The following is a 15986-nucleotide window of genomic DNA, read 5'->3' as shown; positions in this document are numbered from 1 at the left end:
CACCGAACCGCCGCGCCCTTGGGACCGTATCGAACGGGCCTCGTTCCGGCAGCGCGTGTGACAGCCAACTGCTGCCCCCATCAGGGCCTGGAGCTCCGGCCGCCGGATCCTGGCAGCTTGTTGCAGCCTCGGTTGCCGCCCCACCGGGGCAACTGTTGAGTGGCCACTGAAATGCGCCGATATGAATCTGGGCGCGGACACCCTGTGCGTATATGGAGTGGGAGTAATTCACGTGAATAGCCGTGGGGTCGAGGACATTCTTCCGCTGTCGCCGCTGCAGCAGGGCCTTTTGTTCCACGCGGTGTATGACGAGGGTTCTGCCGACATTTACGCCGTTCAGTTGGTGCTCGAAATCGAAGGTCCGCTGAATGCCGAGTCGATGCGTCTGGCCGCGGCGGCCCTGCTGCGTCGGCACGCCAACCTCCGGGCGGCGTTCCTGCACGAGAAGTTCGACGAGCCGGTGCAGCTGATCCCTCGCGAAGTGACCTTGCCCTGGGCCGAGACGGACCTCAGCGGGCTGCCCGTCGACGAGCGCGAGGCCGCGTGGGAGCGCTGGCTGGCCACGGATCGCGCCCGGCGTTTCGATCTCGCCAAGCCGCCGCTGATCCGGTTCACCCTCGTCACCATGGCGCCCGGCCGCTACCGACTGGTGGTCTCCAACCACCACATCCTCCTCGACGGCTGGTCGATGCCCGTCCTGCTGCGCGAGCTGTTCGAGCTCTACGGCACCGAGGGCGACGCGACGGCGCTGCCCCGGGTGACCCCGTATCGCGACTATCTCGCCTGGCTCGCCAAGCAGGACCGGGCGGCCGCCGAGGCCGCCTGGTCGCGGGCGTTCAGCGGGCTGGAGGAACCGAGCCTCATTGCCCCCGTCGACCGGGGCCGCGGCCACGGGCTTCCGGAGCGGGTGTCCGTCGACCTGTCCGCCTCCCTCACCGAGGCTCTCGCTGGGCAGGCCCGCTCGGCCGGCCGCACCCTCAATTCCCTTCTCCAGGCCGTCTGGGCCTCCGTGCTCGGACAACTCACGGGGCGTTCCGACGTCGTGCTCGGCACCGTGGTCTCCGGCCGGCCCCCGCACATCGCCGGCATCGAGTCGATGGTGGGGCTCTTCATCAACACCCTGCCCGTGCGCGTGACCCTCGACCCCGCCGAAACGTTCGGTGCCCTCGTCGACCGGCTCCAGGCCGAGCAGGCCGCCCTGACGCAGTACCACCACATGGGCCTGACCGATTTGCAGCAGCTGGCAGGGGTGGGCGACCTGTTCGACAGCTGCGTCGTGGTGGAGAACTACCCCGTCGACACCCGTGACTTGAAGCTGCCGGGCGACGGGGTCCGCATCACCGGATTCGACGGCCGCGACGCCACGCACTATTCGGCGGTGCTCACCGCGATCCCGGGCGATCGTCTGCATCTGCGGCTGGACTACCAGACGGATGTCTTCGACCGTGCCACCGCCGAGTCGGTCCTGAGCCGGGTCCTCCTGGTGCTGGAGCAGATCGCCGTGGGAGACACCACCCCGGTCGGGCGGCTGGAGCTGCTGTCGGCGCGGGAGCGCGAGCAGGTCCTCGTCGAGTGGAACCCCGAGGCGCGGACCGCGCCCGAGGCGACGCTTGTGGCGTTGTTCGAGGCCCAGGCCGCACGGACTCCGCAGGCCGTCGCGGTCACCGGCGAGGAGGCCGCCCTCTCCTACGCGGAACTGGACGCGGCCTCGAACCGGCTGGCGCGCCGGCTGATCGCGCGAGGTGTGGGTCCGGAGCAGCTGGTCGCCCTGGCGCTGCCCCGGACCGAGCAGATGATCGTCGCCCTGCTCGCCGTCCTCAAGGCCGGTGCCGGCTACCTCCCGGTCGACCCCGACTACCCGGCCGACCGCATCGCCTACATGCTCCAGGACGCACGTCCGGTGCTCGTGCTGTCCTCCAAGGCGGCCGCCTCGGTCCTCGACTCGCTGGACGCCGACTCCACATCACGTCTGGTGCTGGACGATCCGGCCGTGGCCCGCGAGCTGGCTGGGCTGTCGGGTGAACCGGTATCCGACGCGGAGCGGGCCACACCGCTCTCACCGTGGCACCCGGCATACGTCATCTATACCTCGGGCTCCACCGGCCGTCCCAAGGGGGTGGTGATCCCGCACCAGAACGTCACCCGCCTCTTCGCCTCGACCGACCACTGGTTCGGCTTCGGTGCCGACGACGTGTGGACCATGTTCCACTCGTACGCCTTCGACTTCTCGGTCTGGGAGATCTGGGGTCCGCTGCTGCACGGCGGTCGGCTCGTCGTGGTCCCGTACGCCACCAGCCGCTCTCCGCAGGAGTTCCGCGCGCTGCTCGCGGAGAACGGGGTGACGGTCCTCAACCAGACACCGTCGGCGTTCTACCGGCTCATCCAGGAGGAGCGCGAGAACCCGGACGCCGGTCCGCTGGCGCTGCGTACCGTGATCTTCGGCGGTGAGGCACTGGATCTGCGCCGCCTGGAGGACTGGTACCGGATCCACCCGGACGACGCCCCCGCCCTGGTCAACATGTACGGCATCACCGAGACCACCGTGCATGTCACCTACCGCGCGCTGGACCGGCAGAGCGCCTCGGCACTCGGCGGCAGCGTCATCGGCGAAGCCATCCCCGACCTCGGGGTGTACGTCCTGGACGCGGGGCTGCGCCCGGTGCCGCCCGGCGTCCCCGGCGAGCTCTACGTCACCGGTGCCGGCCTGGCACGTGGCTATCTGGGCCGGCCGGGGCTGTCGGCCGAACGCTTCGTCGCCTCCCCCTTCGGTGCGCCCGGCACCCGCATGTACCGCACCGGCGATGTCGTGCGCTGGACCGCCGACGGCGAGCTGGAGTACCACGGCCGCGCCGACGACCAGGTCAAGATCCGCGGCTTCCGTATCGAGCTGGGCGAGATCGAGGCCGCGCTGACCGGCTGCGAGCCGGTCGCGGACGCCACCGTGCTGGTGCGCGAGGACGCGCCCGGCGACCAGCGCCTGGTGGCCTACGTCGTGCCGGTCACCGGCCGGACCGTCGACACGGACCTGCTGCGCGAGCACGTGGCCGAGGTCCTGCCGGACTACATGGTCCCCGCCGCGTTCGTCACCCTCCCGGGCCTGCCGCTGACCGCGAACGGCAAGCTCGATCGCAAGGCCCTGCCCGCACCCGACTTCAACAACCGGGTCGGCGGCCGAGGTCCCCGCAACGCACTCGAGAAATCCCTCTGCGCGCTGTTCGCCGGCGTTCTCGGCCTGGAGCAGATCGGCATCGAGGACAGCTTCTTCAACCTCGGCGGCCACTCCCTGACCGCCACGCGTCTGGTCAGCCGCATCCGTGCGGAGCTCGAGGTCGAACTGTCGGTACGGAACCTCTTCCAGGCGCCGACCGTGGCGGGAATCGCCGCGCTGATCGGCTCGGCCGATGAGGCCCGCACGCCGCTTCGCGCCGTGGAACGCCCCGCCGAGATCCCCCTGTCGCCGTCCCAGAACCGGCTCTGGTTCCTCAACCGGCTGGAGGACGCGGGCGGCAATTACAACCTGCCCGTGGCACTGCGGATCGACGGGGCCCTGAACGTGGCGGCTCTGCAGCTCGCCTTCACCGACGTGATCTCACGCCATGAGAGTCTGCGCACCGTCTTCCCGGAGACGGACGGCATGCCGCGCCAGGAGATCGTGCCCGGACCCGACGTCCGGCTCGAGCTGCACACCACAGCGGTCGCCGAGGAGGACCTGGAGCGGGAACTCACCCGGGCGGCGTCGGCCCCCTTCGACCTCGCCACGCACATCCCGATCCGCGTACACCTCTTCCGGATCGCGCCCGAGGCGCACGTTCTGCTGATGACGCTGCATCACATCGCGGGCGACGGCTGGTCGATGACCCCGCTCGCCCGTGACCTGTCCGCCGCGTACGCCGCCCGCTGCGCGGGGACGGCTCCCGAGTGGCAGCCGCTTCCGGTGCAGTACGCCGACTACACCCTGTGGCAGCGGGAGGTGCTCGGCGACGAGGACGACCCGGACAGCGTGGTGGCGCGGCAGATCGCCTATTGGCGGGAGAACCTCGCGGACTGCCCCGAGGAACTGCCGCTGCCGACCGACCGGGCCCGGTCGGCCCGGCCGACCCGTAGCGGCGCCGACGTGCCCGTCAGGCTCGACGCCGCCACGCACCAGCGACTGCTCACGATCTCCCAGGAGAGCGGCAGCAGTCTCTTCATGACGCTCCAGGCCGGCGTGGCGGCGCTGCTGACCCGCTATGGCGCGGGCACGGATGTCCCGATCGGCTCCCCCATCGCGGGGCGGACCGACGCGGCACTGGACGACCTGGTCGGCTTCTTCGTCAACACGCTGGTGCTGCGGACCGACACGTCCGGCGACCCGTCGTTCCGCGAACTGCTGGACCGGGTCCGGGAGACCGACCTCGCCGCCTACGCGCATCAGGACCTCGCCTTCGAGCGGCTGGTGGAACTCCTCAACCCGTCCCGGTCGCTGGCCCGCCACCCCCTGTTCCAGGTCTTCCTGTCGCTGCACAACGACGCGCGGTCCACGCTGGACCTCAACGGCGTGCGCGCCACCGACCATGCGGTGCCGCTCCACGACGCCCGGTTCGACCTCATGTTCGAGCTTGTCGAGACCGTGGACGACCGGGGCGCCCCCGCCGGCGTCGAGGGCCGCTTGGAGTACGCACGGGACCTGTTCGACGAGGTCACGGCGCGGCGGCTGGCGGAGGGGCTGGTGCGACTGCTGAAGGCGGCCGCGGACGATCCCGACGTGTCGATCAACACGGTCGCGGTGCAGTCGGCGGCTGACCGTGAGCGGCTGCTCCAGGGGTGGAACGACACCACGCGTGAGATCGCGGCAGGCACCTTGCCGGAGATGTTCGAGGCGCAGGTCGCCCGGACGCCGGACGCCACTGCGGTCGTGTTCGAAGGCCGGTCCCTGTCGTACGCGGAGCTCAACGCGCGGTCGAACCGGCTGGCGCACGCGCTCATCGAGCGCGGCGTGCGCACCGGTGACTTCGTGGCGGTGGCCGCGCCCCGTTCGCTGGAGCTGGTGACCGCTCTCCACGCCGTCCTCAAGGCGGGCGCGGCGTACGTTCCGGTCGATCCCGACTACCCGGCCGAGCGGATCTCCTGCATCCTCGAGGACGCCCGTCCGGCCATGGTCCTGACCACCACCGCCGTCGCGGACCGCCTCCCGGGCGGCCGGGCGCGGACCGTGCTGCTGGACACCCCAGAGGGCGCGGCCACCGGTCTGCCGGACACGAACCCCACCCGTGACCTGCCGACGAACGCGCCGGCCTACGTCATCTTCACCTCCGGCTCCACCGGCCGGCCCAAGGGTGTCGTGGTCGGGCACGAGGGCATCCACAACCGCCTCGCCTGGGGACAGGGCACCTTCCCCCTCGACGCCACCGACCGGGTGCTGCAGAAGACCCCGTCCGGGTTCGACATCTCGGTGTGGGAGTTCTTCTGGCCCCTGCGCACCGGTGCCACCCTCGTCCTCGCCCGCCCCGAGGGGCACAAGGACCCGGCCTACCTGGCGGACCTCATCCAGGACGAGCGCATCACCACCGCCCACTTCGTGCCTTCCATGCTGCAGGCATTCCTCGCCGAACCGGCAGCCGGTGACTGCACCGGTCTGCGCCGGGTCATCTGCTCCGGCGAGGCCCTGCCCGCGGACACCGTCCAGCGCTTCCACCGGCTGCTTCCCGGCGTGGAGCTGCACAACCTCTACGGGCCCACCGAAGCCTCCGTCGAGGTCACCGCACACACCTGCGCACCCGGTGGGATCAGCGCGTCGGTGCCGATCGGCCGACCCGTCTGGAACACCCGCGCCTACGTCCTGGACGCGGCCCTGCGCCCGGCACCTATCGGTGTGCCCGGTGAGCTGTACCTCGCGGGTGTTCAGCTCGCCCACGGCTACACCGGCCGCCCCGGCCTCACCGCGGAACGCTTCACCGCCGACCCCTACAGCACCACCGGCGAGCGCATGTACCGCACCGGTGACATCGTCCGCTGGACGGCCGACGGTGTCCTGGAGTACCAGGGCCGGGCCGACGACCAGGTCAAACTCCGCGGCTTCCGCATCGAGCTCGGCGAGATCGAGAACGCCCTCACCACGCACGGGAGCGTTGCCCAGGCCACCGTCATCGTCCGCGACGAACGTCTGGTCGCCTACGTGGTCCCGGCCGGTGACGGCCTCGACACCGACACCCTGCGCGCCCACGTCGCCGGTGCCCTGCCCGAGTACATGGTCCCGGCCGCGTTCGTCACCCTCACCGAACTCCCCCTGACCGCCAACGGCAAGCTCGACCGCAAGGCCCTCCCCGCCCCCGGCCTCGTCCACACCACCGGCCGTGCCCCCCGCAACAGGACCGAGGAGAGGCTTTGCGCCCTCTTCGCGGACATCCTCGGCGTCGACACCGTCGGCATCGACGACAGCTTCTTCGAACTCGGCGGGCACTCCCTCCTGGCGACCCGCCTCATCAGCCGTATCCGGACCGCCTTCAGCGCGGAACTGGCGGTGCGTGCGGTCTTCGAGGAGCCCACGGTCGCGGGTCTGGCGCTGCGGCTCACCGGCGCGACCGGCGCCCGGCAGGCACTGACCGTGAGGGAACGCCCGGAAGAGATCCCGCTGTCCGCGGCGCAACGCCGTCTGTGGTTCATCAACCGTCTCGACGGCCCCAACGCGACCTACAACATGCCGCTTTCCGTCCGTCTGCTGGGGACAGTCGACACTGCCGCCCTGCAGGCCGCCCTGGCCGACGTGGTGACCCGCCACGAGAGCCTGCGCACCGTCTTTCCCGACACCGACGGACGACCGCGGCAGGACATCCGCTCCGCCGAACAGGCGGTACCCGAGCTGGCCGTCGTGGATGTGACGGCAGACACTCTCGATGAGCACGTCAATGCCGTCGCGCAGCAGGGCTTCGACCTCGCGCACGATCTGCCGCTGCGTGCCCGGCTGTTCCGCGTCGATGCCGAGGACCACGTGCTGCTGCTCGTCGTCCACCACATCGCGGGTGACGGCTGGTCCATGGCGCCGCTGTCCCGGGACCTGTCCACCGCCTATGCCGCACGCAGCACCGGTACGGCTCCCGACTGGCAGCCGCTGCCGGTCCAGTACGCCGACTACACCCTCTGGCAACAAGACGTACTCGGCGACGAGAAGGACCCGGGCAGTGCCCTCGCCGGTCAGGTGGACTACTGGCGCGACACGCTGTCCGGCATCCCCGAAGAGCTCTCGCTGCCCACCGACCGGCCGCGCCCCACCGTCGCCTCCAATCTGGGCCGGACTCTTCCCCTGCATCTGTCGCCGAAGATCCACCAGCAGGCCTTGAACATGGCGCACGCCCATGGCGCGAGCGTGTTCATGGTGGTGCAGGCCGCGGTCGCGGCCCTGCTGGGCAAGCTCGACGCCGGCGAGGACATCCCCATCGGCACCGTGATCGCCGGACGCACCGACGAAGCCCTCGACGACCTCGTCGGCTTCTTCATCAACACCCTCGTCCTGCGCACCGACCTCTCCGGCAACCCCACCTTCCGCGAACTCCTCGAACGCGTGAAGGAAACCGACCTCGCCGCCTACGCCAACCAGGACGTCCCCTTCGAGCGCCTGGTCGACGAACTCAACCCGGCCCGGTCCATGGCCCGGCACCCCCTCTTCCAGGTCATGCTCTCCTTCCAGAACAACGCCGCGGAGGAGGCCGAGATCCCCGGTGCGCGGATGATCCCGTACCACGTGGGACTGGGCAGCTCGCAATTCGACCTCTCCTTCGAGCTGGGTGAACGCTTCGACGACGACGGCGCTCCCGCGGGTATCGAGGGCGGCATCGAGTTCGCCACCGACCTCTTCGACCAGCCCGGCATCGAGGCACTGGCGCGCCGGCTGGAGCAGCTCATGGAGGACGTGCTGGACGCCCCGGACACACCGGTGGGATCCATCGACGTCCTGTCGGCACTCGAACGTGAGCACATGCTCACCGAGTGGAGCCCCGACGTACCGCCGGTCCCCGATATGACGCTGGTGGACATCTTCGAGACGCAGGCCCTGCGGACGCCGGACAAGGTGGCCCTCAACGCGGCGGGCACCACGCTCTCGTACGCGGAGCTGGACACACGCGCGAACCGCCTGGCCCGGTACTTGATCGCCCAGGGTGTGGGGCCGGAGCAGCTGGTGGCGCTGGTTCTGCCGCGCACCGAGCACATGGTCATCGCGCTGTTGGCCGTGCTGAAGGCCGGGGCCGGGTACCTTCCGGTGGACCCGGAGTATCCGACGGACCGGATCGCCTACCTGCTCCAGGACGCACGGCCCGTGCTCGCCCTGTCCACCGTCGAAACCGCTTCGGCACTCGACGCCGTGGAACCGCTGGGTGAGACCCGTCTGGTGCTGGACTCCCCCGCGATGGTGGACGCCCTGTCCCGGCAGTCCGGTGACGCCGTCACCGACGAGGACCGCGGGAGCGCGCTCTCGCCCTGGCACCCCGCCTACGTCATCTACACCTCCGGCTCGACCGGGCGGCCCAAGGGCGTCGTGATCCCCCACCGCAATGGCGTTCAGCTCTTCCGCAGCCATGAGGTCGGCCTGTTCGGACCGGAGGAGCGGGCTGCCGGAGGGCGCCGGCTGCGGGTCGGGCTGGTGAGTTCCTTCACCTTCGACGCGTCGGTGGACGATCTCATGTGGATGCTGGCCGGGCACGAGCTGCATGTCATCAGTGACGACGTGCGGCGGGACGCCGAGCAGCTGACCCGGTACGTCGCACAGGAACTCATCGACGTCCTCGTCATCACTCCCACGCATCTCCGGCATGTGCTGGCCGCCGGGTTGATGCGGAACACCGAGCACCGGCCCCGGGTGCTGCAGGTCGGCGGTGAGGCGACCGGCGAGGCTCTGTGGAAGGAGCTGCGGGCCCTGCCGGGTACCACCTCGTACAACCAGTACGGGCCCACCGAGACCACCGTGGACGCACTGCAGTCCCGGTTCGCCGACAGCCCGCGGCCACTGGTCGGACGTCCGCTGCGGCATACACGGGCGTACGTCGTGGACGCGCGGCTGCGGCTGTTGCCGCCGGGTGTGGCGGGCGAGCTCTACCTCGCGGGCCCGAGTCTGGCCCGCGGCTACCTGGGCCGCCCCGATCTGACCGCCGAGCGGTTCGTCGCCGACCCGTTCGGTGGTCCGGGAGAGCGGATGTACCGCTCGGGCGACGTGGTGCGCTGGACCACCGAGGGTCAGCTCGAGTACCTGGGGCGCGCGGACGACCAGGTCAAGATCCGCGGCTTCCGTATCGAACTCGGCGAGATCGACGCGGTGCTGGCCGATCACGAGGCCGTCGTGCACAGCACGGTCGTGGTCCGCGAGGACCGGCCCGGCAACAAGCGCCTGGTCGCCTATTTCGTCCCGGCGGACGAGACCCCGGACATCGACGCGCTGCGCGAGCACATGGCCGCCGCCCTGCCCGAGTACATGGTCCCGGGAGCCTTCGTCCCCGTGGACGCCATTCCCCTGACCGCCAACGGCAAGCTCGATCACAAGGCCCTGCCCGCCCCCGACTTCAACGCCCAGGTCAGCGACAGCGGACCGCGCAACTCTCGCGAAGAGATCCTGTGCGGCCTCTTCGCCGACGTCCTCGACCTCGAAAGGGTCGGCGTCGCCGACAGCTTCTTCGAGCTCGGCGGCGACAGCATCGTCTCCATCCAGCTCGTCAGCCGGGCCCGCGCCGCGGGACTCCTACTCTCTCCCAAGGACGTTTTCCAGCACCGCACCGTGGAGGCCCTGGCGGCCATCGCACAGACCACCGGCGACGACGAGGGACGAGCACCGCACGACCCCGACGCCGGGATCGGCGACGTGCCCGCGACACCGATCATCCACTGGCTCGCCGGGACCGGTGGTCCCATCAACGGCTTCAACCAGGCCATGGCCGTCCAGACGCCGGGCAGCGCGACCCTGGAGACGCTGACCGCGGCCCTCCAGGCGATCCTCGACCACCACGACGTCCTACGCCTGCGGACCACCCGCCCCCAGAACTCCCCCTGGTCCCTCACCATCCGACCGCAGGGGGCGATCGACGCCGACGACATCCTCCGCCGCGTCGACACCGCCCACACCCACGGCGACGACCGGCGCGCCCTCATGGCCGACGAGACCCGTTCGGCACAGGGCGCGCTCGACCCCGACGCCGGCGTCATGCTGCAGGCCGTCTGGTTCGACGCCGGGCCCCACGAGCCCGGCCGCCTCCTCCTCATGGCCCACCACCTCGTCGTCGACGGCGTCTCCTGGCGCATCCTCCTCCCCGACCTCGCCACGGCCTACGCCGCGGCCGAGGCAGGAGAGCGGCCCCGGCTCGAAGCGGTCACCACCTCGTTCCGCACCTGGGCCGAGGGACTGGTGGCGGCGGCCACCTCCGAGGCCCGTACCGCCGAGCTGGACATCTGGACCTCCATGCTCCAGGTGGACGACCCGCACCTGGGCAACCACCCGCTCGCCCCGGAGCGTGACACCGCGGCCACCGCGCGGACCCTGTCCGTCAGCCTCCCCGCCCGGACAACCGACCCCCTGCTCCGGACCGTTCCCGCCGCGTTCCACGCGGGTGTCAACGACGTGCTCCTGACCGGCTTCGCACTCGCCGTCACCGACTGGAAACGCCGCCGCGGCCTCAACACCACCGGCACCCTCATCGACCTCGAAGGCCACGGCCGCGAAGAACTCGTCCCCGGCGCCGACATCTCCCGCACCATCGGCTGGTTCACCAGCCTCTTCCCCGTCAACCTCGACCCCGGCATCACCGACACCGACTGGCCCGACATCTGGACCGGCGGCCCCACCCTCGGCAACGCCATCAAAACCATCAAGGAACAACTCCGCGCCCTCCCCGACAACGGCGCCGGATACGGCCTCCTCCGCCACCTCAACCCCCGAACCGCCACCACCCTCGCCACCCTCCCCACCCCACAAATCAGCTTCAACTACCTCGGACGCTTCGATTTCGCGGACGCCGACGGCGCGAAGGCCGCGGACTGGGAGCTGTGCTCGGACGTGGCGACCGGCAATGGCCAGGACCCCGAGGGGCTGCTGAGCCACGCTCTGTCCGTGGACGCGGTGACGCTGGACAGCCCCGAAGGCGGTTCGCTCGTCGCCAACTGGACGTGGCCGGACGCCCTGTTCGACGAGGGCGAGGTGCGCGACCTGGCCGAGACCTGGTTCCGCGCCCTGGAGGCCATCGCCGCTCATGCCGAGGACTCCGGTGCCGGTGGCCACACCCCGTCCGACTTCCCTCTCGTGAAGCTGACGCAGGGCGACGTCGACGATCTGGTGGTTCGGCAACCGGACCTGGCGGACGTGCTGCCGCTGGCTCCGTTGCAGCAGGGCCTGCTCTTCCACGCCCTGTACGACAACCAGGACTCCGACATCTACACCGCTCAGACGTCCTTCGTGCTCCAGGGCCGCCTCGACACCGAGGCGATGAAGCAGGCCGTCGCCGGTCTGCTGGAGCGGCACGCCAACCTGCGGGCCGGTTTCCACCCGCTCAAGAGCGGTGAACCGGTCCAGGTGATCCACCGCCAGGTGGAGCTGCCGTGGACCGAGGTGGACCTCAGCGTCCTGCCCGAGGAGGAGCGCGAGCCGGCGCTGATTCTGCTCAGCGACGAAGAGCGCCTTCGTCGCTTCGATCTCACCGCCGCCCCGCTCATCCGGTTCACCCTGATCACCATGGGCGCGGACCGCTACCAGCTGCTCATCACCAACCATCACATCCTGCTGGACGGCTGGTCGACCCCGATCCTGACCAACGAACTGTTCACGCTGTACGCCGCGGGCCGCGACCACGCCGAGCTGCCCCGGGTGACGCCCTACCGCGACTACCTGGCCTGGCTCACCGAGCAGGACCGAACGGAGGCCGAGGCCGTCTGGGCGCGCGAGTTCGCGGGCCTGGAGGAGCCGACGCTGCTGACCGGTTCGACGAAGCGCCAGGAGTCCGCACTGCCGGACGGGTTGATGGTCGCGATGTCCGAGGAGGCCACGGCAAGACTCCTCACTCGGGCCCGCCGGATCGGCGTGACGGCCAACACGGTGGTGCAGGCGGCCTGGGCGATGCTGCTCGGGCACCTGACGGGACGAGACGATGTGGTGTTCGGCGCCACGGTCTCGGGCCGCCCGACAGAGATACCGGGTATCGAGTCCATGGTGGGCCTGTTCATCAACACCCTTCCGGTACGGATTCGTCTGAACTCCGCGGAGACCCTGAGCGATCTGCTGGTCCGAGTCCAGGAACAGCAGACCGGATTGCTGCCCTATCACCACACCAGGCTGAGCGATGTGCAGCGGATGGCCGGTCACAGCGAGCTGTTCGACACTCTCGTCGTCTACGAGAACTACCCGGACGCCGGACAGCCGCAAGAGGACGACGGCAACCGGGTGCGCGTTCTCTCCAGCATCGGCCGGGACGCCACCCACTACCCCATCAGCCTCGTCGCCGCGCAGACCAGCACCCAGTTGATGCTGCGCCTGGACTACCGCCCCGACGTCTTCACCTCGGACGACGTGGCGGCCATGGGTGAGCGACTGCGTCGGCTGCTGATCGCGCTGACCGATGAGAGCGACCTGCCTGCCGGCCGGGCGACGCCCATGCCCGAGGCGGAGCGGAACCTCGTGGTGTCGTCGTGGAACGCCACCACACGTGAGATGTCCGCGGGGTCGTTGCCGGATGTGTTCGAGGCGCAGGTGGGGCGGACGCCGGACGCGACGGCTGTGGTGTTCGAGGGTGAGTCGCTGTCGTATGCGGAGCTGGATGCGCGGGCGAACCGGTTGGCGCATGAGCTGGTGGCCCGTGGGGTTCGGGTTGGTGACTTCGTCGCCGTGGCCGCTCCGAGGTCGCTGGAACTCATCGTCGCGCTGTATGCGGTGGTGAAGGCGGGTGCGGCGTATGTGCCGGTGGACCCGGACTACCCGGCCGAGCGCATCGGCTGGATCCTCGAGGACGCCAAGCCGGCGTTGCTGCTGACGACGACGGCTGTTGCGGACCGACTGCCGGACAGGGGTGTCCCGGTGCTGCTGCTGGACTCCCCCGCGGGTGTGGCTGCGGAGCACCCGGACACGGCCCCCGTGCGGGTGTTGCCGGAGAACGCGGCGGCGTATGTCATCTTCACATCGGGTTCGACCGGGCGCCCGAAGGGTGTCGTGGTCGGACACGAAGGCATTCACAACCGGCTGGAGTGGATGCAGGACACCTACCAGCTCGATGCGAGCGACCGGGTGTTGCAGAAGACCCCGTCGGGGTTCGACGTATCGGTGTGGGAGTTCTTCTGGGCCCTGCGCACCGGCGCCACCCTGGTCCTCGCCCGCCCGGAGGGGCACAAGGACCCCGCCTACATGGCACGCCTGATCCAGGACGAGAACATCACCACCGTCCACTTCGTACCGTCGATGCTGCAGGCGTTCCTGGCCGACCCGGCAGCCGGTGAGTGCACTGGTCTGCGGCGGGTGATCTGCTCGGGTGAGGCCCTGCCCGCCGACGCGGTCCAGCGCTTCCATGCCCTTCTGCCGGGTGTGGAGCTGCACAACCTCTACGGGCCCACCGAGGCCTCCGTAGACGTCACCGCGCATGCCTGCACGCCGGACGCGGACAGCGCTTCGGTGCCGATCGGCCGCCCGATCTGGAACACCCGCACCTACGTCCTGGACGCGGCCCTGCGCCCGGCACCCATCGGTGTCCCCGGCGAGCTCTACCTCGCGGGTGTTCAGCTCGCTCACGGCTACACCGGCCGCCCCGGCCTCACCTCCGAACGCTTCACCGCCGACCCCTACAGCACCACCGGCGAACGCATGTACCGCACCGGCGACATCGCCCGCTGGACTGCGGACGGGGTCCTCGAATACCAGGGCCGCGCCGACGACCAGGTCAAGCTCCGCGGCTTCCGCATCGAACTCGGCGAAATCGAGCACACCCTCACCACCCACGACACCGTCGCCCAAGCCACCGTCATCGTCCGCGAGGACCAGCCCGGCACCAAGCGCCTCGTTGCCTACATCGTCCCCGCCCATGGCGAGACGGCGGACACGCAGGCAATACGCGAACACCTCACCGCGCAACTGCCCGAATACATGGTCCCTGCTGCCATCCTCACGCTCGACGACCTCCCTCTGACCGCGAACGGCAAGCTCGACCGCAAGGCCCTGCCCGCACCCGACTTCACCACCCAGGCCACCGGACGCGCACCTCGCAACGAGATCGAACGGACCCTCTGCGCTCTCTTCGCCGACGTCCTCGGCCTCGACACCATCGGCATCGACGACAGCTTCTTCAACCTCGGCGGCGACAGCATCGTCTCCATCCAGCTCGTCAGCCGCGCCCGCACCGCAGGGCTGCTCCTCACACCCAAGGACATCTTCCAGCACCGCACCGTCGAAGCCCTCGCGGGTGTCGCGCGGGCTGTCGACGCCACCGCCGGGACACTCCCCCACGACCCCGACGCGGGTATCGGTGACCTGCCGGCGACGCCGATCATCCACTGGCTCGCCGAGACCGGCGGCTCCATCGACGGCTTCCACCAGGCCATGGTCGTCCAGGCCCCGGCCACAGCGACCCTGGAAGCCCTCACCACCACCCTTCAGACGCTCCTCGACCACCACGACGTCCTGCGCCTGCGGACCACCCGAACCGACGACGGCGCACCCTGGGCCCTCACCATCCGGCCCAAGGGCTCCGTCGACGCCCGGGACATCCTGCGTCGCGTCGACACCACCGGCATCCACGGGGACGCGCTACGCACGCTGATGGCCGAAGAGACCCGGCCCGCGCAGAAGGCACTCGACCCCGACAACGGCGTCATGTTCCAAGCCGTATGGTTCGACGCCGGTCAGGGCTCCACCGGCCGACTGCTGCTCATGGCCCACCATCTCGTCGTCGACGGTGTCTCCTGGCGCATCCTGCTGCCCGACCTCGCCACCTCGTACGACGCGGCCGTCGCGGGCCGCGCGGCGGACTTCGGGCCGGCCGGGACGTCGTTCCGCGCCTGGGCGCAGGGACTGGTGGAGGCCGCCTCCTCCGAGGCCCGGTCCGCCGAACTGGACCTCTGGACCTCGATCCTGGAGGACGCGGATCCGCGACTCGGAGGCCGCCCGCTCGATCCCGGGCGCGACATCGCGGCCACCGCCCGCACGCTGGCCGTCAGCCTCCCGCCGCATATCACCGATCCCCTGCTCACCACCGTGCCGGCCGCGTTCCACGCCGGTGTCAACGACGTGCTGCTCTCCGGCTTCGCGCTCGCTGTCGCCGACTGGCGCAACCGTCGCGGGCAGCACGCCGGGCGCACCCTGGTGGATCTCGAGGGGCACGGTCGCGAGGAGCTCGTACGGGGGGCGGATATCTCCAGGACCGTCGGCTGGTTCACCAGTCTCTTCCCCGTCAGCCTCGACCCCGGTGTGGCCGAGGCCGAGTGGCCGGAGATCTGGGCGGGCGGCCCCGCGGTGGGCAACGCCATCAAGGCGGTCAAGGAACAACTGCGCGCCCTGCCGGACAACGGCGCCGGATACGGGCTGCTGCGCTACCTCAACGAGAAGACCGCGCCCGTCCTCGCCGCCCTCCCCACCCCGCAGATCAGCTTCAACTACCTCGGCCGGTTCGACCTCGCCGAGCAGGAGAACGCATCGGGTACGGCGTCCGCCTGGTCACCCGCGCCGGAGGCCGACAGCGGTGTGAGCGGCGGCAGCGACGACGACATGCGGCTCGGCTACGCGTTCGTGCTGAGCGCCGCGACGGTCGACGGGCCGGACGGGCCTTCACTGATGGCCGACTGGACGTGGCCCGGGGAGCTGTTCGACGAGGCCGAGGTCCGGGACCTGGCGGACACCTGGTTCCGCGCCCTCGCGGCCATCGCCGGCCACGCCGAAGGGCCGGGAGCGGGCGGCCACACACCCTCCGACCTGTCTCTCGGCGGGTTGTCGCAGGACGAAATCGACGAGTTCGAAGACGAGCTCGGGCTCTGAGCAGGAATCACGAGATGACGAAGGAAAA

Annotated in this window: 1 protein-coding gene; it reads left to right on the top strand. The window is 70.3% G+C overall.

Going from position 1 to position 15986, the window contains the following annotated elements; translation table 11 throughout:
- The first annotated feature begins 232 nt into the window (after positions 1 to 232).
- Positions 233 to 15958 carry a non-ribosomal peptide synthase/polyketide synthase gene (locus ACZ53N_RS01630; protein WP_469138971.1) on the top strand — a complete coding sequence of 5242 codons (15726 nt, stop codon included), beginning with the start codon at positions 233 to 235 and terminating at the stop codon, positions 15956 to 15958.
- Positions 15959 to 15986: the final 28 nt, after the last annotated feature.

It is taken from the genome of Streptomyces sp. NPDC033229 (assembly GCF_055576875.1).
Note: the sequence above shows the minus strand (reverse complement) of the source record. Positions and strands in the feature narration are given on the sequence as shown.